Here is a 25,410-nt window from a genome sequence, read left to right on the forward strand (position 1 = left end):
ATGCTCCGGGTTTAGCGGGGTATGCCCGGAAGATGAGGGCGAGTTTCCGGATCGGCCGGATCGCGGGCGTGCCGGTCGGGGTCAACTGGAGCGTCCTGGTCATCTTCCTGCTGATCGCCTGGGGGCTGTCGGCCAACCAGTTCCCCCGGTCGTACCCGGACCGGCCGACCTGGGAGTACGTGCTCGCCGGGCTGAGCGCCGCGGTGGTCTTCTTCCTCGGGCTGTTGGCCCACGAGGTCTCGCACGCCGTGGTGGCCAGGCGCAACGGCATCGAGGTCGGTGGGATCACCCTGTGGCTCTTCGGCGGGGTGGCCGAGCTGCGCGGGGAGGCCCGCGACCCCGGGGCGGAGCTGCGCATCGCGGGGGTCGGGCCGCTGGTCAGCCTGATCATCGGCGTCTTCTTCGGCGGCATCGCGGTGCTGCTCGCGCTGGCCGGGGTGCACGGGCTGTGGTTGGGTGCGCTGGCCTGGCTGGCCGGCATCAACCTCCTGCTGGCGGTCTTCAACGCGCTGCCGGCCGCCCCGCTGGACGGGGGCCGGCTGCTGCGCGCCGCCGTGTGGAAGGCCACCGGCGACCGGACGAGGGCGTCCGTGGTGGCGGCGCGGGCCGGCCGGATCCTCGGCGTGCTGCTGATCGGGCTGGGCCTGTGGCAGTTCCTGCGCGGCGTGGGGTTCGGCGGGCTCTGGCTGGCGCTGATCGGCTGGTTCCTGATCGGGGCCGCCGGCATGGAGGAGCGGCAGGCCCGGACGGGCAGCGCGCTGCGCGGGATGCGGGTGGCGGACGTGATGACCCCGCAGCCGCAGACCGCGTCGGCCGAGATGACCGTGGCCGACTTCGTCGACCACTACCTCTTCGCGTACCGGCACTCGGCGCTGCCGCTGACCGAGGACGGCCGGCCGGTCGGCCTGGTCACCCTCGACCGGGTACGCGGCGTCCCGGCCGACCGACGGGCCGCGACCACGCTGGCCGAGGTGGCCTGCCGGGCCGACCAGCTCGTGCTGGCCTCCCCGGACGAGCAGCTCACCGACCTGCTCCCCCGGCTCAGCGAGTGCGCCGACGGTCGGGCGCTGGTGGTGACCGAACAGCGCCTGGTCGGCATCGTCTCGCCCAGCGACATCAGCCGTGCGGTGCAGCGCGGCAGCCTCCGCGACCAGGTGCCGGCCGGCCGGCACTGAGCCGCCTTGATCGTCTGCTGTGCACCGGCACCCGCTCCGGCGTGTCGTGCCGGCCAGCCGCAGACGATCAAGGGGGCCGGTCAGCGGGGGAAGTGGCGGTCCAACAGGGCTGTGCGGAACTTGCCTGCCGGGTCCAGGGTGCGCAGCAGGGCCAGGAAGTCGGCGTGCCGGGGGTACGCGGCGGCGACCGCCGCCGGGTCGAGCGTGAACACCTTCCCCCAGTGCGGTCGGGGCGCGAACGGGGCCAGCCGCGCCTCCACCTCGGCCAGCACCGGGGTCACCGCGTCGGCGTCGTCGGTCCAGGTGAAGTGCACGGCGACGCTGTCCCGCCCGTACTGCGGGCTCAGCCACAGCTCGTCGGCGGCGACCGTACGCAGCTCGCAGACCTGGAGCACGGCGGCGATCCGGTCCGCCACCGGGTCGAGGGCGGCCAGCGCGTCCACCGCCGCCGCCCGGGGCAGGTGGTACTCCGACTGGAGTTCGTCGCCGCTGCTCGGGGTGAAGCCGAGCCGGAAGTGCGGCAGCCGCTCGTGCCAGGGGCCGGGCTCACCGAGCTGAGCCGTGCAGTTGCCCGCCGGCATCCCGGGCACCGGGTGCACCGGCCCGGCCGCCGCCGTGGTGCCCAGCCAGTCGGCCTCCGGCGGCGGGGCGTCGGCGAGCTGCTTGCGCCACACCTGCCCGATCCGGTCGCCGCGCCAGTCGGTGAAGAGGCTGACGCTGTACGCCGAGGCGAACGCCTCATCCAGGGCCACGCGGGGCAGGCCGAGCCGGACGTACTGCCGTATCTCGAAGGCGGGCAGCACGTCCAGGGTGACCCGGGTGACCACGCCCAGCGCGCCGAGGGCGACCACCATCCCGGCGAACCGGTCGCCGTCGGCGTCCCGGCGCACGGTCAGCAGGTCCCCGTCAGCGGTGACCAGTTCCAGGGCGGCCACGGCGGTGGCCAGGTTGCCGATCCCGACGCCCGAGCCGTGGGTGGCGGTGGCCACCGCGCCAGCCACCGAGATGTGCGGCAACGACGCCATCGTCGGCAGGGCGTACCCGGCGGCGTGCAGCCGGATGGCCAGGTCGCCGTAGCGCACGGCGGCGGCCACCGTGACCGTGCGGCGCTCCCGGTCCACCTCGACGGTGGGCGGCAGGCCGGCCAGCGACACCAGGTCGCCGGTGGTGTCGCCGAACCGGTTGAACGAGTGCCCGGTGCCGACCGCCCGGACCCGGTCGCTGCCGGCGACCAGCCGGCGCAGCTCGTCCACCCCGGACGGGCGGTGCCGCCGGGCGGCGGCGTACCGGACGTTGCCGGCCCAGTTGCGCTCCGGCACGCCCGGTGCCCGGTCGGCGGGCCCCGCCCCGGGCACGCCGAGGCCCGCGCGTGGTTCCTGCTCCCCTGCGTCCACGTCGCACTCCCGTCGCTCGGCGTCGTCGGCCGACGCCCCGGGGCGGCACCGGCCGGGGGCGGTTGGCCCGGGGGTCGTCGGGGAACCATACGTCGATGAGCAGCTACCCCGATCCCGCGGCACCCGCGCCGGCCCCGTGCCCGCCGGGCGAGTCGCACTCGATCGTCACCCACCACCTGGACGGCTCGACCGAGGTCGTCACCGACCTCGACGGCGACGGGATCGCCGACGTGGTCCAGTTGGACCTGAACGGCGACGGCACCCCCGACATCACCTACCTGGACAGCGACCGGGACGGCCGCCTCGACACGATCCTGCGCACCCCGCACCCCGCCCGCTGAGGCCCGGCCCGACCGCGCCGAGCGGGGGCCCGGGCGGGCGCCAGGACTCAGAGCTGCTGCATGACCTCGGCGGCGACCAGCTCGACGTGGTCCAGGTCTGCCAGGTCGAGGACCTGGAGGTAGATCCGCTCGCTGCCGATCTCGGCGTACCGGCCGATCCGGTCGACGATCTCGGCCGGGGTGCCGGCGAGGCCGTTCTCGCGCAGCTCCGCCGGCTCCCGGCCGATCACCTCGGCCCGCCGTCGCACCTCCGCCTCGTCCCGGCCGCAGCACAGCACCAGGGCGTTCGACCAGCGCATCCCGGCCGGGTCCCGGCCGATGTCGGCGCAGGCGGCCCGGACCCGGTCGAACTGGGCCACCGAGTCGGCGACGGAGACGAACGGCAGGTTGAACTCGTCGGCGTAGCGGGCCGCGAGGCGGGGCGTGCGCTTCGGCCCCATGCCGCCGAGCAGGATCGGCGGGCGCGGCTGCTGCACCGGCTTGGGCAGGGCCGGTGAGCCGCTCACCGGGTAGTGGCGGCCCGCGAAGTCGAACGTCTCGCCGGTCGGCGTCTCCCAGAGCCCGGTGATGACGGCGAGTTGCTCCTCCAGCCGGTCGAACCGTTCGCCCACCGAGGGGAACGGGATGCCGTACGCGGTGTGCTCGTCGGCGAACCAGCCGGCGCCGATGCCCAGCTCCACCCGGCCGCCGCTCATCTGGTCGACCTGGGCGACGCTGATCGCCAGCGGGCCGGGCAGCCGGAACGTGGCCGCCGTCACCAGGGTGCCGAGCCGGATCCGGGACGTCTCCCGGGCCAGTCCGGCCAGCGTGATCCAGGCGTCCGTCGGGCCCGGGTCGCCGCTGACCGCGCCCATCTTCAGGTAGTGGTCGGACCGGAAGAACGCGCCGTAGCCGGCGTCCTCGGCGCAGCGGGCCACGGCGAGCAGCTGGTCGTAGCTGGCCCCCTGCTGGGGTTCGGTGAAGATCCGCAGTTCCATGCCCCGAGCATAGGGAGCCCGTCGGGCCCCCGCCGCGAAAGGAAGGCCCCCGGGCGCAGCCGGGGCGTACCGGTCAGGGTTGGCCGAGGCCGGCCTCGCGCGCCCGCTGGATCGCCTGGCTGCGGTCGGCGACCTGAAGCTTGCCGAGCACGTTGGACAGGTGGTTGCGGACGGTCTTCGGGCTCAGCGTCAGCCGGCGGGCGATCACCACGTTGCTCAGCCCCTGCGCGACCAGGTCCAGCACCTCGCGTTCCCGGTCGGTCAGCTCGGGGAACGGCGCCGGCCCGCCGGCCCGCCCGCCGGCGAGGAAGCCGATCGCCCGGCTGGCGATCACCGGCCCGAGCAGCACCTCGCCGTTGGCGACCGCGCGGATGGCCCGTTCCACCTCGCCCGGCGCGGCACCCTTGAGCAGGTACCCCCGCGCCCCGGCGCGCAGCGCGGCGAACACCGAGTCGTCGTCGTCCAGCATCGTCACCACCAGCACCCCGATCCCCGGGTGCCGGGCGACGATCTCCCGGGTGGCCTCCACGCCGGACCGGCCGCCGAGGTGCAGGTCCATGATGATCACCTCGGGCCGGGTGCGGTCGGCGAGCCGGACCGCCTCGTCGGCGTCCGCGGCCTCGCCGACGACCTCCAGTCCCGGCGTGGACGCCAGCAGCGCCGTCATGCCGAGCCGGAACACGGGATGGTCGTCGACCACCGCCAGCCGGATCACCGCCGCGCCACCGACCACCACACCATCACCCGTCACCGCCGCACCGCCAAGGTCCGTCACGCCATCGTCCACCGTCACCGCCGCACCACCAGGGTTCGTCCCGCCCGCGTCCCCGGCACCGTACCGGCCTCCGCCGGCACTCCCCACGGCTGCCGCTGGCCCGTCGACGGGTCGGCCGGGGCGGGGACTGCGGCCGGCGGCTCCGGCCCGGGGTCGGCGGCCGGCAGTTCCTCACCGGGTTCGACCGGGGCGGCCCAGCCGCGCTGGGCGGGGACGGCCGGCGGCCGGTCGTCGTCGACCGGCGGCAGGCGGTCGGCGGGCACCCGGACGGTGACCTCGGTGCCGCCGTCGGGCACCGGGCCGATCACGCACACCCCGCCGATGCCCTCGGCCCGCTCCCGCATGGAGAGCATGCCGACCCCGGCCGGCGTGCCGACCGCGACGCCCCGGCCCGGGTCGGTAACCCGGACGGTGAGCCCGTCCGGATTCCGCTCGACCGCCACCCGGCAGGTCGGTGCGCCGGAGTGCCGTTGGGCGTTGCGGACCGCCTCGGAGACGATCCCGTACACGGCGGTGGCGACCGGCTCGGGCAGCGGCAGCGGCAGCGCCTCGACCCGCACGGTCAGGCCCGAGCCGTCGTACCGTTGGGCCAGCTCGTGCAGGGCGGGGACCAGGCCGCGCTCGCCGAGGACCGGCGGCAGCAGCCCTCGGGCCAGGTCGCGGACCTGCTCGACCCGCTGGTCCGTCTCGTCGCGCAGCCGGTCCAGCAGCCGTCCGGCCGCGCCCGGGTCGGCGCCCAGCAGGTTGCGGGCCGCCTGGAGGCCGAGCGCCACCCCGGCCAGGGCGGGACCGAGCCCGTCATGCAGGTCCCGGCGCAGCTTGCGGCGTTCCGAGTCGCGGGCCTCGGCCAGCCGGGCCCGGGAGGTGACCAGCGCCCGGCTGGTCGCGGCGAGGCTGGCCGCCGAGGCGACCACCGGCACCAGATCGACCAGCGCCGAGCGGGTACGCCCGTCCAGCCGCTCGCCGGCCCGGGCCCACGCGGTCAGTCGCCCCACCTCCCGCTCGCCCCGGCGCAGCGGCAGCACCAGCGGCTCCCCCACCGGCCCGGCGGACGCGCAGTGGGCGGTGCACGGGTCCGGGCCGTCCACCTCGATGCCGCAGGCGCCCAACCGCAGCGACTCGGTGAGGCTCCGCGCCACCCCGGTCAGCACGTCGGTCGGGTCCTCGCTCGCGCTGATCCGGTCGCCGACGCCCCGGACCACGCCGATCGGTTCCGCCGCCGCGCCGTGGATCAGCCGGTCCACCCGCCGCTGCACCCACCACCGGCCCGGCTGCACGGCGGCCGCGACCAGGGCGGTGACCAGCACCCCGGGGACCGCCCGGCTGGCCGGGAGCAGCGCGTCCAGCGTGGTCACCCCGACGACGTACGCGGCGACCAGCAGGAAGGTCAGCAGGAACCAGACCAGCGTGCGGCGGACCGCTATCTCGATCCCCCACAGCCGCTGCCGCAGCACCACGGCCAGCACGGCGGCCGGGAAGAACGCCTGCGCGGCCAGCATGGCGATCGGCGGCAGCCACTCCGCCACCGAGCCCGTCCAGCCGGCGGGCAGGGCGATCGGGGCGAAGCTCACCGCCAGCAGCACCGTGCCGACCGCGAGCCAGCCCAGGCCGACCCGTTCGACGACCGGCGAGACCCGACGCCGCCACAGCAGCCCGGCGGCGGCGACGAGCCCGAGCAGCGGCACCAGGGCGGTGAGCACGGGCTGCACCCGGGTGACGAACTCGGCCCAGTCCGCGCTGCGGATCGCCAGCGGCGCCCCGGACGGGGCGCCACCCAGCCCGGGGAAGGTCAGCTGGAACAGCTCGGTCGCGGCGACCACCGCGACGCCGACAGCAACCGCCAACCGGGGCCCCAGCGTGAGCCGGCTCTCCCGGACCAGCCAGGGCAGCACCACGATCAGCGACAGCATCCCCGGCACCCAGCCCCAGTGCCGGGCCGAGGTCAGCAGCGTGACCTCGGGCAGCCCGGGATACACCCGGAGCAGGTCGAGGTACTGGGCACCGAGGGCGGCGATCCCCCCGCCGACCCCGGTGACCGCCAGCAGCCAGGCAACCGGGTGACTGCGGCGCAGCAGGATCAGCCATCCGGTCGTGCCGTACACCGCGCAGTCGGTGTAGTCGACGAGGAAGTAGAGCTGGGACAGGCCCCACGGGCGGCGGGCGAGGGCCCAGCAGAGCGTCGTGGCGGCGAGCAGCAGCACGCAGCCGACCAGCACTGTCCAGGCGGCGACCGGCCGGCGCAGGTCGTCGCCGGCGTTCGGGACGGTCAGCGCGCGCGGCGCTGGATCGACCAGCATGGCGTGATCCTGTCAGTCGGGGCGTCGGTTGCCGAGACCCCGGCGCTGCGCAGCGGGTGTCGGTCCGGCGACAGTCGCGCGGAGCCCGACCGGGACGGGGTACGGCCACCGGTGGGACACGGGCACCTCCCGGCGGGACGTGGTCATCGATGGGGCCGGCGGGTCGGGGTGCGGGCGACACCGCCGGTCCACCGAGCGTGCCGGTCCCGGCGTCCCGGCCGCATGGTGCGCGCTGTCCCGGCCACCCGGGAACTTCTGCCGGACAGGGGGGCGCCCGGCGGGCCGGTACCGCCGTCCCTTCCCGCCGGGACGCCGGGCCGTCCAACGTCTGAGCCGCGGATGCCGCAGGCCGGCGCCGCGAGTCCGACGGTGCCGGGACGGCGCCGCGACGCCCGGGGCGAGCAGGAGGCAACCATGGACGAACAGCACCGGACCCGACTGACAGGTGCGGTACGGGAGCTGACGCCGGAGTTGAGCCGGCGGGTGGAGGAGATCGAGGCCGCCCGGGAACTGCCCGCCGACCTGCTCGACGGGCTCCGGGCCGCCGGCTGCTTCCGGATGTTCGTGCCGCGCAGCCACGGCGGGTACGAGGCGGACCCGCACACCGGGCTGGCGGTGCTGGAGGAGTTGGCCCGCGCCGACGGCTCCACCGGCTGGACGGTGATGATCGGCGCGGAGACGCCGCACCTGCTGGCGTTGCTGCCCCGGGACCGGTTCGACAAGCTCTACGCGTCGGGCCCGGACGTCGTGGTGGCCGGCGGTTTCGCCCCGCAGGGACGGGCCGAGCTGGCCGACGGCGGGTTCCAGGTCACCGGGCGGTGGGGGTTCGTCAGCGGCTCCCGGCACGCCGACTGGATCTTCGGCAACTGCGTGCTCACCGGGGACGGCCAGCCGCTGCCCGGCCCGAACGGCCAGCCCGTGGAGATACGTTCGATGCTGCTGCCCGCCGGCGCGGCGACGGTGCAGGACACCTGGCACACGCTGGGGTTGCGCGGCACCGGCAGCCATGACGTGCTGATGGAATCGGTATTCTGCCCGGTGGAGCAGAGCTTCGACCTGTTCACCGGGGCCCCGTGCGTCCCGGGGCCCGGGTTCGTCGCGCCGCTGGCGCAGTTCGTCCTGCACCTGGGCGCGGTGGCCGTCGGGATCGCCCAGGGTGCCCTGGACGACACCGTGGCGCTGCTCGACGGCGGACGGCAACGGCTGTACGCGCGGCAGTCGCTGGCCGACTCGCCGGCCTTCCGGGTGCAGCTCGGCCGGGCCGACCTGAACGTCCGGGCGGCCCGGGCGCTGGTGCGGTCGCTGGCCCACGACCTGTTCCGGGCGGCCGACGCGGAGGACCTGGCCGCGGTCGAGGCGCTGCGCCCGCAGATCTCCGCCAGCCTGCCCTGGGTGACCGAGGTCGCCACCGCCGCCGTGGACGCCTGCTACCGGGCGGGCGGGGGCGGCGCGGCCCGCGACTCCTCCCCGGTGCAGCGCCGCTTCCGGGACATCCACACCTTCGCCCAGCATGCGGCGGCGGCGGAGGGCTGGCTGGGCAACAACGGCGCCCACCTGCTCGGCCGCCCGGTCGAGCTGGCGTACTAGGTGGCGCTTCGTGGGATCGACGTGTCGGGCGGTGGGCATTTCGATGTCGGACCCGCTCGGGCGGGGCACCAACCGTACGGGTGAGGCCCCGCCCGAACTGGGTGGTGACGGAGGGCGCCGGTGAGCTAATGGGTGCGTGACAGTCCTAGCGATCATCGTCGGCGGTGGCATCGGCGCCACCCTGCGGTACCTCCTGGGGCTCGCCCTCGCCCCGCCCACGCCACCGGATTTTCCCTGGGTCACCTTTATGATCAACATGGTGGGCGCCTTCGCCCTCGGCGCCGTGATGACGCTGCTCGCGGCGCACCGGCTGCCGGGGCCATGGGGCAAGCCGTTCCTCTCGACCGGTGTCATCGGCGGCTTCACGACCTGGTCGCACTTCATCGTCGAGTCCGATCAACTGATCGGGGCGCGGCGCAGTGGGGTGGGCATCGCCTACCTCGTCGTGAGCATCTTCGGTGGAGTGATCGCCGCGGCGCTCGGCGCACGCCTCGCGGAAATGCGGGTGGGGCGTCCGACGGGCAGGGGTGCGTGATGTGGGTGGGCATCGGGGTGTTCCTGGCCGGCGGGCTCGGGGCGCTGAGCCGCGCCGGCGTCGACGCGCTGGTGAAACCCTGGTGGAAGGCGCGGGTCACCGGGTCCAGTAGGGCCTTCCCGGCGAGCACCTTTCTGATCAACGTCTCCGGCGCCTTCGTGCTCGGCGTCGTCACCGGTTATGCCGCGAAGAACGTCGCCGCTGGGGCGCAGGACTTCGCCGCGATCGTCGGGGTCGGCTTCCTCGGTGCCTACACCACCTTCTCCACCGAGGAGTGGCACACGCTGGGACTGCTGCGCAAGAACGCCGCCGTCGAGGCCTTCAACGTGCTCGGCAGCCTCGGCGCGAGCCTTGTGCTGGCCGCGTTCGGCCTGTGGCTCGGCGGTCTGCTTCATTAGCTGGTCGGCGCGGGTCAGCCCGCCCGGTCGATCACCTCCTCCGGCGTCAGCGGCGCCTTGGGGTGGTGGGTCAGGCACAGCGGGGTGTCGACCTTGACGAACGGGAAGCCCTCGCCCGCGACGTAGAACTGGCCGCTGCTCAACAGCCCGATGTCGGGCAGCCGGCCACCCTTGGCCTCGGCGAGTTGCCGCGCCGCGTCGATCTGCGCCGGGGCGTTGAGCAGACCGAAGAACTGGGTGGTGGCGTTGCCCGAGATCTGGTTGTGCAGGCCCTTGGGGGCCTGGGTGGCGAAGACCAGCCCGAGGCCGTACTTGCGGGCCTGCGAGGCGAGCGCGATCGTGCTGGCCGTGCAGGCGGTGTTCCCGGTCGACGGGGCGAGGGTCTGCGCCTCGTCCATGACGAACAGGCCGCCCAGCGGCCGGTCCCCGGCGGGGTGCCGCCGCACCCAGGCGAACAGCGCCATCTGCAACTGGTTGACGAAGCTCTGCCGCTCCTGGTCGGAGGTGAGCCCGACGAAGCTGACCACCGACACCCGGGCCCGCCGGCCGGGCGTCGGGGTGAGCAGCAGCCCGGGATCGGCCGGGGCGCCCGTGCCGCCGAAGAGCGGGTCGGTGACCATCGCCGCCTTGAGCGCCTCGGCCAGTTCCAGGGCCAACTTGTCGGCCCGGGCCAGCCGGCTCACCCCGTCGGGCAGGTCGGCGAGGAACTCGGTGAAGCCGGGCAGGCCCACCATGCCGGTCCTCGCGTACGCCAGCAGCGCCTCCGTCAGCACGGCCTTGCCCTGCTGGGCGAGCCGGGTGGGTCGGTCCACCCCGGCCCGGGGCGCTAGGGCCTCCACCGCCGAGCGGATGGCCTGGTCGAACTCGTCCGGCGAGTCCCGCACGGGGCTGAAGTCCGGCAGCGGCTGGAAGCTCAACGGCCGCCCGGCCTTGACCCGGGGAGTCCAGACGACGACCTCCGTGTGGTCGAGGTAGTCCCGGGCCCGCTCGTCGTCGCCCGGCTCCCAGCCGACCGGCGGCTGCGGCCACGCGTCCCCCAGCCGGGCCAGGTCGTTGTTCGGGTCCAGCACGATCGAGGACACGCCCTGCCGGGCGCACTCCTCGACCAGCCGCCGGATCAGCACCGTCTTGCCCGACCCGGAGCCGGCGAAGACCACGGCGTGCCGGCGCAGCGACTCCAGGTCCACCTGGAACGGTCGCCGCCCGTCCGTGGTCTGTCCCAGCCGGACCGCCGCCGGGTCCGGCCCGTCGCCGACGGCCGGCCGCTCCCCCGTCGCCCGGCCGCCGGCGGGGGTCGGCACCGCAGCACCGGGTGCGCCCGGGACCGGCCCGTCGGGGGTTGCCGGCACCAGGCCGTCGGCGGCCCCGGAAACCGGCGTCGCAGGCTCGGCCGACCCGGAGGCAGCCGACCCGGAGGCGGCCGGGGTGGAGGCGGCCGGCACAGGGGCGGCCGGGGCGGAGGGGCCGAGCACCGCACGGAACAGGGCGGTGCCGCTCGCCGGCCGGCGGGCGAGCAGCCACTCCTGGTACGCCGCGTCCGGCTCGCGGGCCAGCTCGCGCAGTGCGGCGAACACCCGCAGGTCGGCCTCCGCCACGGCGCACCGCACCCCGCCGGCGGCGTCGAACTCCGCCAGCACCTGGGCGGTACGCGGGCCGGTCGGCCAGGGGTCGTTGCGCAGGAGCACCAGTCGCCGCTGCGGGTACTGCCGGTCCAGGCCGGCCATCGTGCAGGCCGCCCGGACCCGGGCGATCGTGGCGATCGCGTTCGGGTGGGCGAGGCCGCGGAAGCACCAGTGCGCCTCGTTCTCGGTGGCCTCGTCCAGCACCTCGATGAGGCGACCGTGCAGCGCCGGCTTGCGGCTCGGCGGCGGGTCGTGCTTGTACGTGGCCCCCGTGGGGGCCTGCTCGGCGATCCACGCGGCGAGCCCGGCGGCGAGCAGCGGCGGCAGGTGCTCGTCCTCCGTGCGGTGCTCCAGCGCGGGCCCGACCTCGGCCGCCGCCACCAGCCGGGCGAACCGCTCGTCCAGCGGGCGCAGGTCCGCCGTCCCGGCCGGCCCCGGCGGCGGGACGACCGGAGGATCCCCGCCGTCGACGAGCCGGTCGAGCAGGGTCACCTCGTCGGCGTCGCGACATCGGGCGACGTGCCGGTCCACCCGGCGCAGCAGGGCCCGCGGGGTGAGGTTCGGGGCGTCGGCGAAGGCGTCGGGGCTGACCGGCCACGTCGGGTGGGGCGGAAAGAACCGCCGCTCGGTGAACACGGCGGCGAGCCGCTTCGCCACGATCGCCCGCCCGATCTGCGGCGTCGGGATCCGGTCGGGCAGCAGGGACACCCGGAACCGGTCCGCCACGGAGGTCGGCGCGCTGCGGGTCAGCAGCTCCCAGGTGTCCGGCAGGCAGGACACCACGAGCAGCGTCCGGCGGGTGACGTCGCGCAGGGTCAGCAGGCCGTCGGCGATCGGCCCGAACGCGGTCGCGTGTGCGTCGTCCAGCTCCGCGCGCGGGTCGAACATGGACGTGCTGGTCTGGGCGAGAAGCGTGTCGAGCTGGTCGACGGCGATCACCGTCGGGTCCAGCGTCAGCGCCATCAGCCGGGAGATGTCCTGGACGATCTGCTGCGGAAGGCGTACCCCGTGGGTGAGCCCCCACTCCGCGCGGCGCGCCGGGTCGCCGGGCTCGCTGATCAGGTGGGCGTAGCCGACGTCCTGGTCGTCGAACTCGCGGGAGCCGTGCAGCACGAGGGCCCGGGCGGTGTCCTGGCAGTCCCGGCCCACCTCGCGGTGGAAGGTGCGCAGGGCCCGGACGAAGGTGTCCAGGTGCTCGCGGCTGAGCGGCTCGGCGCCGGACACCGCGTCCCGGACCTCGGCGGGGAGGCCGAGCTGCGAGGTGAGCCGGCGCAGGAACTTGCGCAGCTGCGTGTCCCAGCCGCCCGACTCCCGGCCCATCCCCTCGACCATCGCCAGCGCGACGCTCGACCAGAAGGTCCGGCCGCTGACCATGTTGACCAGGAAGAAGTAGCCGCCGTCCTGCTGGATGCGCTCCCGGACCGCGCCGAGCAGGTGGGTCTTGCCGGAGCCGGCCCGCCCCTGCATGGCCACCCCGAGGGGCCGGCTGGTGTCGTCGGTGCGGGCCCGGGCCACCCCGCGCAGGATCTCGGCGACCACCCGCTCGTGCAGCTCGGGCACGTTGTACGGGGAGGGCCGCCACACGTCGTCGGGGGTGACCGCCGGGTGGAAGGTCAACGCCTCCAGCGCGGCGCGCTCGTCGTCAGGAATCATGCCGGGCCGATCGACAGGGTGTGGTTGTCCTCGTCCCCGATGCGTACCGCCGCCGCCCGGTCCCGCGCGGTCAGCGACTTGCTGTTGGTGACCGGGATGATCCGTACGCCGTCCTGCCGCACCAGTGCCCGCAGCGCGGCGTCCACCGCAGCGCGGTCGGTGCCGTCGAGGTGGTCGCGCAGGTCGGCGAGGCCGACCCAGGCGCCGGGCGTCGCGGCCAGCTCCCGGTACGCGGCCCGGACCAGCTCCGCGACGTCCCCGGCGGCCGGGGGCGGCCCGGCCGGGTCGGCGGCGGTCTGCTTGAAGAAGTCGGCGTGGCTGATCCGCAGCCGGTCCAGCCCCCGGTGCAGGTTGCCCAGCAGGGTGAACAGGGAGCGGCTGGCCGAGCCGCCCGCCCTGGGCGGGGCGCCGGTGTGCAGTTGGCGCATCACCCGCCAGCCCTCATCCGTCAGCTCGTGCGAGAGCATGCGGCGGCTGCGGTCGGTCTCGACCAGGCCCAGCTCCACCAGCTTCTTGTTGTCCTTGCCGGTGAGCGCGAACCCGGCCAGGTCCCGCAGCTCGGCGTTGGTCAGCTTCCGGGCCTCCACCATCAGCACGACGAGCGCTTGAATCTGGTTGGGGGTCAGGCTCGGCAGGTCCGCGGTGCTGCTCGACATGGTGCCTCTTTTTCCTGTCAGGGGTGCGCGCCGGCCGCGCGTCGTCGGGCCAGCAGGTCCCGGATGCTCCGGATGACGGCCTGGACGTCGGTCAGCACCTGTTCGTTGGTGAACCGGAGCACGTCGAGCCCCAGAAGCTGGAGCTGTACGTCGCGCCGCCGGTCGTCGGCGAACATCATGGCTCCCCGATGCTCCGGGCCGTCCACCTCGACCGCAAGCCCTTCGACCGTCCAGAGCAGATCCAGGCGGTACGGCCGACCCAGTGGATGCCATTCGTAGGTGTGGTTCCACCGCCGGCCACGGGCCCAGTCGTGCGGGGCGAGGGCACGCTCCAGGGCCTGTTCGGCGGCGCTGTCCGGCCGGGGCGTCCCGGCCAGCGGCGGGTACGCCAGGCCCACCACACCCGGGCCGGCGGGGCTGTCGGAAACCCGACCGACGCCCCCGTTCAGCTCGGCGAGGTGTATCGGGAGCCGGAGCGGAACCGGGCGGACCCGGTCGCCTCCGTGCGGGAGCGGGCCGACCAGCCACACCGCGCACCGGCCGTGCTGGACGAGCCACTCGGCCGCCGCCACGAGCGCCCGCTCGTCCTCCGGCCCGGCCCGCTGCGGCGACTCGGCCACCAGCACGCAGGACTCCCGGTCGTACGCGTCGGCGAGCACCCTGGTGAGGCCGGCGGCCCGCACCTCGGCGGGAAAGCGCGACGGGCGCGCACGCCGTCGGTCCTCGCCGGGGCCCTGCGGGCCGCTCCCGCCCGGCTGTGCCCGTCGGTCACGGGGGTCGGCTCCGGCACGGCGGGAGCCCAGGGCCCGCTCGGCCAGGTCGGCGAGGAACGGCCCGAAGTGGTCGGAGCGGGCCGCGACCCGGGTGGCGAGTTCCCGGGCGGCGGTGGCGCCGAGGCGTCCGCTGCCGTCGAGCCGGGCCGCGCCGGGCAGCCAGCGGGGAAACAGTGCCCGGGCGGCGTCCTCCAGCTCGTCGAGGAGGACGGTGACCAGGCCGGCGAGGGGAAGGCCCCGTGCCGGCCGGTAGGCGACCACCGCCGGCGCGGACGGCGGCAGCGGGTCGAGGGCCAACCGGAGCAGCTCGGGGTCGACGCCCGCGAGGTGGCTGACGCGAAGCGGCGGGACAGCCGTCCACCACTCCGGACCGGCCCCGCTGCGCATGGCCACGCACGCTACCGAGCCGGCGGCGCGGGCGCTGCCCCGGTGCGGATCAGCTTCCGCCGGCACGCTGCCGGTGGAGCAGGTGGGCCCCCGCGCTGACTGCGGTGCTGCCGGCCGCCATCCCGACCAGGATCAGGACCGCCCCGACCGCCCACAGGCCCGAGTCGTCGCTCGTCGCCGCCCGCCACGCCCAGGCGACGGTGAAGGCCACCGTCATGACCGGCACCACCAGCCAGGGGCGGAGTGTCCAGCCGCCGACGGCGGCGACCACCGCCAGGGACAGAACGCACCCGACGATTTGCCACACGTCGTACGGGCCGCTGACCGAGTCGGTCACCGGGTCGACCGTGTACTCCGTGTCCCAGCCGAGCCAGGCCCACCAGACCGCGACCGTCGCCACCGCGAGGACCGACCCACCGAGCAGAGCACGTGTACGCGTAGAGGTGTTCACGACAAGATCCTCCCCCCGCCAACCCGCACGACGAACAAGCCCCACCCCGATGAACTGCAACCTTGGACAGTTTCCGTCACCGGCGGACGTGAACTGTCCAAGGTTCGGAGGTGAGGGCCGCCTCGTCGGTCCGGGGCCCGCACGTGCAGCGGTTTGACTCGATCGGCGAGACTCGGGCGGTACCCGCCCCTCGCGGCGACGGGCCCGACCCCTCGGCACAAGGCTGGAGCGCATGTCACACACCCTCCCGATCTGGCTGGCCGGTGGCCTGCTGCTGGTGGGTGCGGGCTTCGCGACGACCCTGCTGCCCCGGTGGCGGGCCCGGGAGCGGGCTCGCCGTACCGCCTGGTCCACCGCCCGCGCACAGATCGACAGCGCGGCCGTCAGCCGGGACGCGGCCGGGACCCGGGTGCCCGAGGCCGAGCAGTTGCTCGCCCGCGCCGAGCTGATCGCCGCCGGCCGGGGCGGGTCGGCGGCGGCGCGGACGGCGACCGAGCACGCCCGGCAGGCCGACCGGCTGTGGCGGGAGCACGCATGACCGGCCGCCTGGGCCAGGACCGCCGCGAGCTGCTGCGCTGGGCGTTCCTCGGCATCGCCGTGGTCATCCTGGTCGTCTTCCTGCTCGCCCAGCGGCAGAGCATCGACGTCAGCTACGGCAGGTCGCCGTCGCCCTCCCAGAAGGTCGAGGAGGGCTCGGCCGGTGAGCTGAGCGACGCGAGCGTGCCCTCGGAGGACGAGATGACCGCGCTGGTGGCCGCCGCCCCCGTGGTGCGGCTGCCCGGTTCGACCGCGCGGTGGAACGAGCAGCGGGTACGGGAGATCATCGGGAAACGGGACGTCCGCATCCTGGTCGCCCCGCCCGGGCTGGACGAGGACGAACGCCTCCGGGTGAAGGGCGTCAAGAACGCGACCGTCCGGGTGGTCGGCACCGAGGTGAGCGGGGGCCTCTATCAGTCCCTCCCCGACGACCTGCCCGGCTGGCGCGACCAGTTCGCCACCGACGACGTGACGGGGCCGCTGCTGACGCTCATCGCGAAGCTGGAGGACCAGCCCACCCCGCCCGACGGCGACGAACTGCGCTGGCGGGAGCCGAGCGCCCGGGAGCTGGCCGTGGTCGCCGCCGATCTGCGGGCGACCGGGCTGCACCGCGCGCCCGGGGCCACGCTCACCAAGGTTCCCGCCGTCAACGCCAAGAACGCCTTCCCGGACGGCGTCCGCTTCGTCGCGCTCCCCCCGCAGCGCGACGGCGTGCCGGTGCCCCAGTACGGTCCGGCGCTGACCAGGCTCTTTCCGGGCACCCCGATCGTGGTGATGTACGGCCTCTGGATCGAGTACCACGGCCCGTGGCAGGAGGACTTCGCCGAGCTGGTCGGGGCGAGCTTCTACGGTCAGTTCGGCGGCCGGCTCAGCCGGTACGACTACCCGCAGTACAACGTGTTGGCGGTCTACCTGAACCAGGTCACCGACGTCCGCTACGCGGGCCTGTTCGACCGGCCCCTGCCGTACCGTCCGATCGATCCGCTCCGGGTGGCGCTGCCGGCGCTGCCGTGGGTGTTCGCGGCCTGCGTGGCAGCGTTCCTGACCCTGTCGATCCGGTCGCTGCGCCGCCTCGACGACGGCCGAGACGGCCGGCGGGACGGCCTGCCCAGGAGCGGCGTGCCGGCCCGGTTGGCCGGCCTGACCGCCCTCGCCGTCGAGATGTCCCTGCTGACCGACGCCCGCAGCGACCCGGCGCTGGCCCGGGGCATCGTCCGGCTGCAGGCGGCCCGCGAGGCGCTGGACGAGAGCCTGCCGGACCAGCACGTCCGGACGTTGCTGAACGACGCGACGGACGAGTTGGACGACGCCGCCCGCACGCTGGGCATCCCCAGCTACCGACCGGACCTCTACCTCCGGGGCAGGTTGTCGTGAGACCGACCGTACGCCGCCGGCTCGGCGACCTCCTCGGCACGGCCTTCGGCCGCGCGGCGCTGGCCTGCGCGGTCCTGGCGGGTTGGGCGTTGTGGAGCGGCGGGGCGCTGCACGGCCCGGTGGCCCGGCAGGTCCGCACCTCGTCGGTGTACGCCGCGCCCGGCGTCGACCTGGACCAAGCCGCCGCGGAACGAATCATCGGCAACCGCAGGCTGGTCGTGGTGCTGCTCGAACCGGGCGGGAACCTGCGGGACGCCTGCAATCAGGTCGAGCGCGCCGCCGACGGGACCGTCGTGCTGGTGATGAGCCGTGACGGTGACGACTACGACACCTACGGCTGCGCGCTGTTGCCCGAGCGCAAGGAGAAGAACCTCGGCCGGGCCGCCGTCGCCGAGATGACCATCAGCCGGGGCATCGACACCTTCGTCGACCGTCCCCTGGAGGCGCTGAAGGTCGTCACCGTCAACTACGACCTGCTGGTCAAGAACGGCACCCTTCCAGACGGTGCCCGCACGATCAGCCCGTCCCTGCCCCGGTACCTGCTGGCGGCCGCGGCGATCGCGGGCGTCATCGCCGCGGCGACGGTGCTCTACGTCGGAGGCCGGCGGGCCGGCCGGCTCACGGCGACCCGCCGCAGCCGCCACGACGAGCAGGCGGACGACCGGAGCGCGCTCAGCGCCGCCGCCGCCGTCCTGGCCCAGCAGATCATCGACCTCGACCAGCAGTATGCCCTGGCGGACGGCCAGCCCGGCCGCGCCAACCGGCAGTTCTGCCGGAGTTACCTGAAGCTGACGTCCGAGTACGCCGCGCTGTTCGACGGCATCACGGCCATGGACGGCGACGACGAGACTGCCGTACGCGAACTCACCGAGCGCGTCGACTCGCTGAGCCGGCGGGCCCGGTCGGTCGCCGGGGTGGAGCCCGGAACCCTTCCTGCGGCTGACCGCCCTGCCCGGCGGGTGCGCCGTGGTTGACGTGCCCGGCAGGTACGCCGACGCAATCCGTTAGGAGCGGGACGCGCGGCGGCTGCTCGGTGTGCGGACGGGAGCCGATGGCCCGGGTCGACGTCATCGCCCCGGGCCACCGGCTGTCGCGTCACAGCCGCTCGTTCATGCTCTCGGTCAGGCGCGGGTGATGCGGACCGCGTCGGCGATGACGTAGCCGGTGCCGCTGGTCCACCGGCTCACTCCCACCTTGTTTCCGGCGCCCGCGGCCAGCGTGAACACGCCGAGCGACACCCATCGTCCCCCGTTGAGCCGCTGGTTCACCTTCACCGTCTGGCTGCCGCTGGTGGTGGCGACGACGTACGGGGTCGAGTCGTTGTAGCCCGGGTCGGCCGGGTACCAGACCGAGACCTCGTAGCTGCCGGTCGCCGGGAGGTCCGCCCCGAACCAGGCGGCATCGCTGGCGGGGGTCGGGGTGGCGAACCGGTAGTCGGTGCCGAACCGTTGGCTGGAATAGGCCGAGGCGCTCCAGTTCGCGCTCGCGGTGAACCGGCCCGTGGTGGTGTTGTCGACCGTGACGGTGAACCCCTGCGGCGGCTCCGTGGTTCCGGTCGAGACGTCGAGATAGTCGCGGTCGATGTAGATCGTCACGCCGCCCCAGGTCTCGCTGGTGTCGCCGGTGTACTGGTGGATGCGCTGGTGGTTGCTGTAGTACGCGTCCGGGCAGTAGTCGCCGGCGTCGGTGTTCGCCACGCCGTTCCACCAGCCGAGGAAGAGATGGTCGACGCGGGTGTACCGGGTGTCGTTGTAGGCGTTGCACAGGTCCCGGACCCCGGAGGAGCCGCTGGAGTACATGCCCGAGAGGTAGCCGAGCGTGTGCAGCCGCTCGGTCCAGCCGGAGAGGTACGAGAGCACGGCCGCCTTGCACGACTCACCCGACGGGTACTGCTCGATGTCGTTGTAGATCGCGCTGCCGGCGGGGATGCCCAGCGCCTTGGCCGCGTTCACCGCGCTGGTCGCCCGGGTCGCACCCTCGGACCGTGCCGTGGCGGGGTCGTACGACATCTTCGGCAGGCGGGTGCCGCACGGCGCCTGGCGGTCGAGCTCGATGGGGATGAGGTGCCAGCCCTTGGCGGCCTGGTTGGCCACCCAGGTCGCGGTCAGGTTGGCCTGGGTGCAGGATCGGCTCGCGCCGCTGATGTAGATGCCGACAGCGCGGTAGGGCGAGCTGTTGCGCCACGTGTCCATCGTCGACTGCGACGGGGCGGTGCACGTGTCGAAGCCCTTGCCGGTGTAGGTGCCCGGCTGCGGGCCGGGCGCTGCCGCCGGTGCCGCCGTGGCGGTCGTCGAGGCCGCGCGGACGGCATCCAGGTTCACCGGCCTGGCACCCGCGCCGAGCTTGGCGGCGGCCAGGATCCGGCGGACCGCCGGCTCGGTCTGCGGGGTGTGGACGGCGGTGACGAGTACGCCCGCGTCGCGCACCGCGACCTGGGCCGTACCGTCGCGGGACACCAGGGTGTCCACGGTCGCCCGGCCGCCGGCCGTGACGGCGGTGTCCCCGGTGAGGCGCTCGGCGGTGACGGCGTCGATCGGCTCGATGATCAGTCCTGCTGTTCGCCCGACCAGCCCGGTGGGGCACCAGGGCTCGGCGCTCGGATGACCGAGGTAGACCGTGCGTCGGTCGAACCGGACGCATGCGTGCGGGTCGGTGGACAGGTCGACGACCTGCCAGTCCGCCGGCACCGACACCTGGTAGCCGCGGTAGCTGACGATCTGTTCGCCGGTGGGGGCCGCCCAGGTCGGGGTGGCCGCCACAGCCGGAACGACGATGGCGGCCACGAGGCCGGCCATGATCCTTCTTATCCTCATCGAGGCATCTCCGTGGGTGAAATCCTTCGCGAGCAACGCAGATATTGGCAAATTCCTACCATGCGCGGGCCCGCTCGCACCAGAGATCAGCGTCGATGGAAATGCGGTGTTGCCCTCCCGTCACCCTCCGACCGCGCGGGCGCGGCGCTGCTACGACGGCCGGGTGCGCTTGATCTTGGTTCCGCAAGGACGCATCCAACCGGGAAGTTGAAGCAGCGGCTCGGTCCGATGGCGCACCGGTGACGGCCACCCGAATCGCCCGGGACGTGCGCACGGTGGCGGCGTCCTGGCTCTGCTGCGGCCGAACCGCCGCCCTACGCGCCCCGGTCGCCGCATATGAAATCGTCGCCGAGGCACCGCCACAACCGGGGAGATCGTCCAACTTGCCACCGGCCACCCACCACCCGGGGGTGCAAAGCCCCGTTCATGATGTGGCTACCCCCGGACCGAGCAGTACGGAAAGCCGCGACGGTTGACGGCCCGACCGGCCCGGACGCGTGGCCCGGGCCGGCCGCCCCCCGATGGCGAACCGTCTGACGACGTCCCACCCGCGGAGTCCGCAGCTCAGGTGCGGATGTTGGGCAGGTTGACCCCGCAGGTGCGTTCGATGAACTCCCCCGCGCGGCGTCCGCTCGCCTTTACCGCCGTGCCGTTCGGCACGGCCGCCTCCGCAGCGGACGCGTCGTCGTGCTCGTGCGCGGCCGTGCCGGGGTCGTGCTCGTGCGCGGCCGTGCCGGCGTCGTGACCGGCCGCCTCCGGGCTCGATCCGGTCGGGCCGTGGTCGTGCGGGGTGGTGGGCTCGGGTCCCCCCAGTGCACCGGCGAGCCGCTCCAGGTCCGGGGTTAGCTCCCGTGGTGCGGAGCGGATCAGGGCGGCCATCGCCTCGACCCGCTGCTCACTGGTGAGCTCGCCCTGGTTGACCAGAGCGAAGGTCTGCGCCTCGGCGCAGAACTGGCTCCGGCCCGACCAGTCCGAGGGCAGATCCGGCCGAGACAGCCACCACCCGCCCAGCGCGGCGGCGGCCACCGCGACCACCGCCGCACCGGAGAACAGCAGACGACGATCAGACGTTGTCATTGATCGCGGTGATGTCATGGCTGTCGAAGTTCTTGGGCCAGATATCGCTGCGCATACACGAGTTGTTGTCCGTGTCGGCGCTCTTCGAGCGGTGGCCCAGCGAGCCGGTGTGCCCGAGTTCGTGACAGCCGAGGCTCTGCCAGTAGCCCGTGGACTTGCCGCTCATCGTCCGGGTGTTGAATTTGACGTCGTACTGGTCGCACAGCCCGTTCCACCAGTTGGTGTCGGTGCAGGTCGTCTGCCCGTACCAAGAACTGGAGTACGACTTGTCGTAGACGTGGATGTCCCCGCCGCCGGTCGAGGTGTTGATCTGCGAGCGGTCGAGCTGAGCCCGGCCGTGCGAGACCGCCGCCTTGCCGGCGCTCGTCAGCGAGTTCGACTCCACCGCCTGTTCCTTGTTGTCCGGCTTGCCGCTGTTGGCCTTGCCGCCGTGCCCGGCCATGGCCGGTGGCGCCAACGCCACCACGGCGATCAGCGTGGTACCGAGGACGATCGTCGTGCGCTTCATTCCCCACTCTCCTCCGGAGGCTGCGGCAGCTCCGCGGTCGGAATCGACTCGGTCAGCGTGCCGGCGGCGACCTGCCCGCTCGCCGCGACGACCGTGTTGTTCAGGAACGAGGGCGCCATCGTGGTGATCGACGTGGCCAGCTCGTTCTCCGCGTTGCTGGGCCGCAGCGCGCCGTCGACCACCAGCGCGCGCCCGTCGGAGCTGGCCAGCTGGTAGGTGTAGGGGTTGCTGGTGCCGACGGCGCGGCGCAGGAAGAAGTAGCCGGTGTCGCCCACCGCACTCCAGGCCACGTTGTTGGAGATGTAGCCGCGCCCCTCCTCGTCCCAGCCCTCCTCCTCGAGGGTGATGGACGGCGGGATGATCAGGTTCTTCGGGTTGTGCAGGACGTCGTACCGGGTGATTGTCACCGTCCGCAGCCGGACGTCACCGCCAACCGCCGCCGGGTCCTCGTCGGCGCTGGCCAGCCGGCCGGGCTCCACCGAGGTGACCGTGCCGAAGACCACCAGGTGTGAGGTGGCGGTCATCTGCTCGACGGTCTGGAAGTCGTACATCTCCTTGCCGAAGGCAAGCGCCTCGGGCTGTGTGTCGTAGCGCACGCCGGGGTCGGCCCGGCCGACACCCACGGCCGCCACGAGCGCGGCCACCGCGACGGCCCCTGCCGCCGTCAGGGCCAGCCGGCGTGGGCCGGGACGCCTGAGTTTCTCCACTCGCCGTTCTCCCTTTTCGAGGTGACGCGCGGCCGGTGCCGGCCGCGCGTCCCGACCGAACGGCCGAAGGACCGCCAGATCAGGACGGGATACACGGTCCACACCCGTGGATGCAGGATGCTTGCAACCGGCTTGCAGCTCGTCCACTGCGGACCGTCATACTCGCCGGTGGGGAGGTGGCGGTGGAGTTCCGGGTGTTGGGCACGGTCGAGGTGTGGGCGCACAGCGTCCAGGTCGACCTCGGTGGGCGCCAGCCTCGCCTCGTTCTCGCGACGCTGCTGCTGGAGCCGGACCGGGTGGTGGCGGTGGATCGGCTGATCGACCTGGTCTGGGGTCCGGCGCCGCCGCGCAGCGCCCGGGGCACCGTGCAGGCGCTGGTCTCCCGGCTGCGCACCGCGTTGCGGCAGGCGGGGGCGCCGGTGGAACTGATCGGCCGTGCGCCCGGCTACCTGCTCCGGGTCGACCCGCTGGCGGTCGACGCGCACCGGTTCACCGACCTGGTCGCGCGGGCGCGGGCGGCCGGCGACGACGACGCCGTGGCCCTGTTCGACCAGGCGCTGGCGCTGTGGCGGGGGGAGCCGCTCGCCGACGTGGCCGACGAGGAGGTGCGGCACCGGCTCTGCGCCGGCCTGCGCGAGGCCCGCTGGACGGCGGTCGAGGAGCGGGCCGACGTGCTGCTGCGGCGGGGGCGTTCCCGGCAGGTCGCCGACGAGTTGACCGACGCGGTGGCCCGGCAACCCGGACGCCAGCGGCTGGTCGGTCAGCTCATGCTGGCCCTGTACCGGGAGGGCGGCGCCGACCGGGCGCTGGCCACCTACCGGCAGGTACGCGATCGGCTCGCCGACGAACTCGGCCTCGACCCGGCCCCGGCGCTGCGCCGCCTTGAGGAGCGGATCCTGCGCGCCGACCCGACGCTGGGGCCGCCCGCCGACGTCGCCGGACCGGGCGGCGACGACCGCTCCGCGCTCGTCCGCCCCGCCGGGCTGCCGCACAGCAGCACGACCCTCACCGGACGGGACGCCGAGCTGGAACGGCTCGACGCCGGGTTGGCGGAGCCGGCCGGCCGTACCCGGATCTGGGTGATCAGCGGCACCGCCGGGGTGGGCAAGACCGCCCTGGCGCTGCACTGGGCCCACCGGGTCCGCGCGGAGTTCCCGGACGGACAGCTCCACCTCGACCTGCGTGGCTTCGACGCCGACCGGGAGCCGATGCCGGTGGAGACGGCGCTGACCCACCTGCTGACCGCGCTCGGGGTCGACCCGAGGGCGGTGCCGGACGGGTTGGACGGCCGAACGGCGCTGCTCCGCTCGCTACTGGCCGGTCGGGACGTGCTGCTGGTGCTGGACAACGCCCGCCACGCCGACCAGGTGCTGCCGCTCATCCCGTCCCGCGGCACCGTGCTCGTCACCAGCCGGCACCGCCTCGGTGACCTCGTGGTCCGCGCCGACGCCCGGCTGCTCCCGTTGGACGTGCTCACCCCGGTGGCGTCGGTACGTCTCCTGGCGACGCTGCTGGGTGCGGCGGCCGTGCGGGCCGACCCGGCGGCGGCAGCGAAGCTGGCTCGGCTCTGCGGCCACCTGCCACTGGCCCTGCGCATCGCTGCGGCCAACGTGCAGTCGGCCGGCAGGGCGGACGTCGCCGGCCTGGTCCGCGAGCTGGCCGACGGGGACCGGCTGGCCGGGTTGACCGTCGACGGCGCCGAGGAGGGGGCGGTGACGAAGGCGTTCGCCCTGTCGTACCGGGTGTTGTCCGGGCCGCAGCGGGAACTGTTCCGCCGCCTCGGCCTGGTGCCCGGGGCGAGCATCACCGCCGGCCCGGCCGGCGCGGTCGCCGGCGTGCCGGTGCCCACCGCGACCCGGCGACTGCGGGCCCTGGCGGCGGCGCACCTGCTGGAGCGACACCCCGGCGAGCGCTACCGCTTCCACGACCTGTTGCGCCGGTACGCCGTGGACCGGCTCACCGCGGAGGACGACGAGGCGGCCCGTGGGGTGGCCCGGAGGCGGCTGTTCGACCACTACCTGGACACGGCCGACGCGGCGGGCCGCCGGGTCATTCCGCATTTCGTGCGGCTGCCGCGGCCGGTGGCAGCGGACCCCTTCCCCGACACCGACGCCGCCCTGGCCTGGTTGGATGCCGAGTGGGCGAACCTTACGGCGGCGGTCGAAGAGGCCGCCCGGTGCGGTCCCCGGCGGTACGCCTGGCATCTCACCGACGCGCTGCGCGCCTACTTCCACCAGCGGGGTCGTCGGGAGGAGTGGCTGAACGCGGCGACGGTGGCGCTGGCCGCCGCCCAGACCGACGGTGACGCCCGCGCCCAGGCCGCGATGCACCAGAGCATCGCGCTCGTGCAGGTCAACAGCGGCCGGTACGAGGAGGCCCGCGAGCACCTGCTCGAAGGGCTGCGGTGCAGCGACGCGGACAGCTGGCAGGAGGGACGGGCCGGGATCCTGAACAACCTCAGCGCGGTGCACCAGCGGCTCGGCGACCCGCACGCGGCGATCGACTGCGCCCGCCTGTCGTTGGCGCTCAACCGCCGGTCGGGCACTGACGGCGGGGAGGCGATGTCCCTGGCCAACCTCGGGTTCTCGCATTGGCAGCTCGGCGCGTTCGCGGAGGCGGACGCCCACTTCCGGGCCGCACTGGAGCGCGGGGAGCGGGCCGGGGCGCACTACAACGTGGCCGTGCTCCTGGTCGACCTGGCCAACGTGCGCCGGGACCGGGGCGACCCGGACGGCGCGGATGATCTCTACGCCCGCGCGCTCGCCGCCAATCGGGAGCTCGGCTACCGGTACGGTGAGGCGACCGCCCTGGCCGGCCGTGCGGTGCTCTGGAGCGACACGGATCGCGCCGAGCTGGCCCGTGCCGACGCCGAGCGGGCGGTGACGCTGACCCGGGAGATCGGCGACGCGGGCACCGAGGCGTGGGCTGCCGACGCGCTGGGGCGGGTGCTGCTGGCGCTGGGACACCCGGGCGAGGCGGCCGAGCAGCACCGCCGGTCCCTCGAACTTGCCCGGCGTACCCGATTCTGCTGGTGCGAGGCGACGGCCCTGACCGGCCTCGCCGCCGCCGAGCTGGCCGGGGGTGACCCGGAGGCCGCCGGGCGACACGGGCGGGCGGCGTTGGGTCTGGCCACCCGCTCGGGCTACCGGCCGCTTGAGATTCGGGCGTCCTATCTCCTCGCCCGGCTCGCGGAGCGGTCCGCGGACACGGCCGAGGCAGTGCGGCTGGACGGCCAGGCGACGCGGCTGGCCCGGGAGACCGGGTACGCGCTGCCGGGTCGCCCGGCACCGCAGCCGCAGCGCTAGACGAGTAAGTCCTAACGGCCCCCGGGGCTGCGGTATAGGCGAAGGGTGTTGAAGATCCGTTTGTGACG

The 25,410-nt window shown here is 74.4% G+C and carries 21 protein-coding genes; 9 read left to right on the forward strand and 12 right to left on the reverse strand.

The features are described from left to right. The first annotated feature begins 32 nt into the window (after positions 1–32). On the forward strand, positions 33–1,175 hold the full coding sequence (locus ACQPZO_RS23265; RefSeq protein ID WP_433343950.1) for a site-2 protease family protein: 1,143 nt from the start codon (positions 33–35) through the stop codon (positions 1,173–1,175). 80 nt (positions 1,176–1,255) lie between these two features. On the opposite strand, the gene ACQPZO_RS23270 is transcribed toward ACQPZO_RS23265, so the two are convergent. Further along, positions 1,256–2,494, reverse strand: a complete 1,239-nt coding sequence (locus ACQPZO_RS23270; RefSeq protein ID WP_433351176.1) for an FAD-binding protein — start codon at positions 2,492–2,494, stop codon at positions 1,256–1,258. A 170-nt stretch (positions 2,495–2,664) separates the two neighbouring features. On the opposite strand from ACQPZO_RS23270, the gene ACQPZO_RS23275 reads away from it, so the two are divergent. Beyond that, positions 2,665–2,910: a hypothetical protein gene (locus tag ACQPZO_RS23275; RefSeq protein WP_433343952.1), complete on the forward strand. Its 246-nt coding sequence runs from the start codon at positions 2,665–2,667 to the stop codon at positions 2,908–2,910. A gap of 47 nt (positions 2,911–2,957) precedes the next feature. Here ACQPZO_RS23275 and ACQPZO_RS23280 read toward each other — a convergent pair whose 3' ends face one another. From ACQPZO_RS23280 to ACQPZO_RS23290, 3 genes are all read right to left on the reverse strand, one after another. Continuing rightward, positions 2,958–3,887: an LLM class F420-dependent oxidoreductase gene (locus ACQPZO_RS23280; protein ID WP_433343953.1), complete on the reverse strand. Its 930-nt coding sequence runs from the start codon at positions 3,885–3,887 to the stop codon at positions 2,958–2,960. Between the two features lie 73 nt (positions 3,888–3,960). After that, complete coding sequence (locus ACQPZO_RS23285) at positions 3,961–4,662, reverse strand: response regulator (RefSeq protein WP_433343954.1); 702 nt, start codon at positions 4,660–4,662, stop codon at positions 3,961–3,963. A 14-nt stretch (positions 4,663–4,676) separates the two neighbouring features. Continuing rightward, positions 4,677–6,959, reverse strand: coding sequence for a sensor histidine kinase (locus tag ACQPZO_RS23290; protein ID WP_433343955.1), 2,283 nt, complete (start codon positions 6,957–6,959; stop codon positions 4,677–4,679). Between the two features lie 414 nt (positions 6,960–7,373). Here ACQPZO_RS23290 and ACQPZO_RS23295 point away from each other — a divergent pair, with 414 nt between their 5' ends. The 3 genes from ACQPZO_RS23295 (at position 7,374) to ACQPZO_RS23305 (ending at position 9,479) form a co-directional block, all read left to right on the forward strand. Further along, the gene (locus tag ACQPZO_RS23295) at positions 7,374–8,546 is read left to right on the forward strand and encodes an acyl-CoA dehydrogenase family protein (RefSeq protein ID WP_433343957.1); all 1,173 of its coding nucleotides are present in this window, start codon (positions 7,374–7,376) and stop codon (positions 8,544–8,546) included. A gap of 136 nt (positions 8,547–8,682) precedes the next feature. Next, positions 8,683–9,081: a fluoride efflux transporter CrcB gene (crcB, locus tag ACQPZO_RS23300; RefSeq protein WP_433343959.1), complete on the forward strand. Its 399-nt coding sequence runs from the start codon at positions 8,683–8,685 to the stop codon at positions 9,079–9,081. After that, on the forward strand, positions 9,081–9,479 hold the full coding sequence (locus ACQPZO_RS23305; RefSeq protein ID WP_387024718.1) for a fluoride efflux transporter FluC: 399 nt from the start codon (positions 9,081–9,083) through the stop codon (positions 9,477–9,479). Before crcB ends, ACQPZO_RS23305 begins: the two co-directional genes overlap by 1 nt. Positions 9,480–9,493: 14 nt before the next feature. On the opposite strand, the gene ACQPZO_RS23310 is transcribed toward ACQPZO_RS23305, so the two are convergent. The 4 genes from ACQPZO_RS23310 to ACQPZO_RS23325 are packed head-to-tail and all read right to left on the reverse strand — an operon-like array spanning position 9,494 to position 15,021. Then, positions 9,494–12,754 (reverse strand): ATP-binding protein, encoded by a 3,261-nt coding sequence (locus ACQPZO_RS23310; RefSeq protein ID WP_433343962.1) that lies wholly within the window; start codon positions 12,752–12,754, stop codon positions 9,494–9,496. Then, positions 12,751–13,410, reverse strand: a complete 660-nt coding sequence (locus ACQPZO_RS23315; RefSeq protein WP_433343963.1) for a hypothetical protein — start codon at positions 13,408–13,410, stop codon at positions 12,751–12,753. Before ACQPZO_RS23315 ends, ACQPZO_RS23310 begins: the two co-directional genes overlap by 4 nt. Before the next feature lie 17 nt (positions 13,411–13,427). Next, positions 13,428–14,570: a DUF559 domain-containing protein gene (locus tag ACQPZO_RS23320; RefSeq protein WP_433343965.1), complete on the reverse strand. Its 1,143-nt coding sequence runs from the start codon at positions 14,568–14,570 to the stop codon at positions 13,428–13,430. Between the two features lie 49 nt (positions 14,571–14,619). Next, positions 14,620–15,021, reverse strand: coding sequence for a hypothetical protein (locus tag ACQPZO_RS23325; RefSeq protein ID WP_433343967.1), 402 nt, complete (start codon positions 15,019–15,021; stop codon positions 14,620–14,622). Between the two features lie 232 nt (positions 15,022–15,253). Here ACQPZO_RS23325 and ACQPZO_RS23330 point away from each other — a divergent pair, with 232 nt between their 5' ends. From ACQPZO_RS23330 to ACQPZO_RS23340, 3 genes are read left to right on the forward strand one after another with little or no spacing between them, the layout of a single operon-like run. Then, positions 15,254–15,559: a DUF6403 family protein gene (locus ACQPZO_RS23330; protein WP_433343969.1), complete on the forward strand. Its 306-nt coding sequence runs from the start codon at positions 15,254–15,256 to the stop codon at positions 15,557–15,559. After that, positions 15,556–16,932 (forward strand): hypothetical protein, encoded by a 1,377-nt coding sequence (locus ACQPZO_RS23335; protein ID WP_433343971.1) that lies wholly within the window; start codon positions 15,556–15,558, stop codon positions 16,930–16,932. The genes ACQPZO_RS23330 and ACQPZO_RS23335 overlap by 4 nt, the downstream gene beginning before the upstream one ends. Continuing rightward, the gene (locus ACQPZO_RS23340) at positions 16,929–17,906 is read left to right on the forward strand and encodes a hypothetical protein (RefSeq protein WP_433343973.1); all 978 of its coding nucleotides are present in this window, start codon (positions 16,929–16,931) and stop codon (positions 17,904–17,906) included. Before ACQPZO_RS23335 ends, ACQPZO_RS23340 begins: the two co-directional genes overlap by 4 nt. A gap of 147 nt (positions 17,907–18,053) precedes the next feature. Here ACQPZO_RS23340 and ACQPZO_RS23345 read toward each other — a convergent pair whose 3' ends face one another. The 4 genes from ACQPZO_RS23345 to ACQPZO_RS23360 all read right to left on the reverse strand — a co-directional run bounded on the left by ACQPZO_RS23345 (position 18,054) and on the right by ACQPZO_RS23360 (position 22,037). Continuing rightward, complete coding sequence (locus tag ACQPZO_RS23345; protein WP_433343975.1) at positions 18,054–19,727, reverse strand: glycoside hydrolase domain-containing protein; 1,674 nt, start codon at positions 19,725–19,727, stop codon at positions 18,054–18,056. Between the two features lie 582 nt (positions 19,728–20,309). Then, entirely contained in the window at positions 20,310–20,822 is a 513-nt protein-coding gene (locus tag ACQPZO_RS23350) for a hypothetical protein (RefSeq protein ID WP_433343977.1), read from the reverse strand. Beyond that, positions 20,809–21,330 carry a hypothetical protein gene (locus ACQPZO_RS23355; protein ID WP_161690948.1) on the reverse strand — a complete coding sequence of 174 codons (522 nt, stop codon included), beginning with the start codon at positions 21,328–21,330 and terminating at the stop codon, positions 20,809–20,811. The genes ACQPZO_RS23350 and ACQPZO_RS23355 overlap by 14 nt, the downstream gene beginning before the upstream one ends. Next, positions 21,327–22,037 (reverse strand): hypothetical protein, encoded by a 711-nt coding sequence (locus tag ACQPZO_RS23360; protein ID WP_433343978.1) that lies wholly within the window; start codon positions 22,035–22,037, stop codon positions 21,327–21,329. Before ACQPZO_RS23360 ends, ACQPZO_RS23355 begins: the two co-directional genes overlap by 4 nt. 182 nt (positions 22,038–22,219) lie before the next feature. On the opposite strand from ACQPZO_RS23360, the gene ACQPZO_RS23365 reads away from it, so the two are divergent. Continuing rightward, the gene (locus ACQPZO_RS23365; RefSeq protein WP_433343980.1) at positions 22,220–25,342 is read left to right on the forward strand and encodes an AfsR/SARP family transcriptional regulator; all 3,123 of its coding nucleotides are present in this window, start codon (positions 22,220–22,222) and stop codon (positions 25,340–25,342) included. Positions 25,343–25,410 lie beyond the last annotated feature (68 nt).

This window comes from Micromonospora sp. CA-111912 (assembly GCF_050948415.1).
Taxonomy (GTDB): domain Bacteria; phylum Actinomycetota; class Actinomycetes; order Mycobacteriales; family Micromonosporaceae; genus Micromonospora.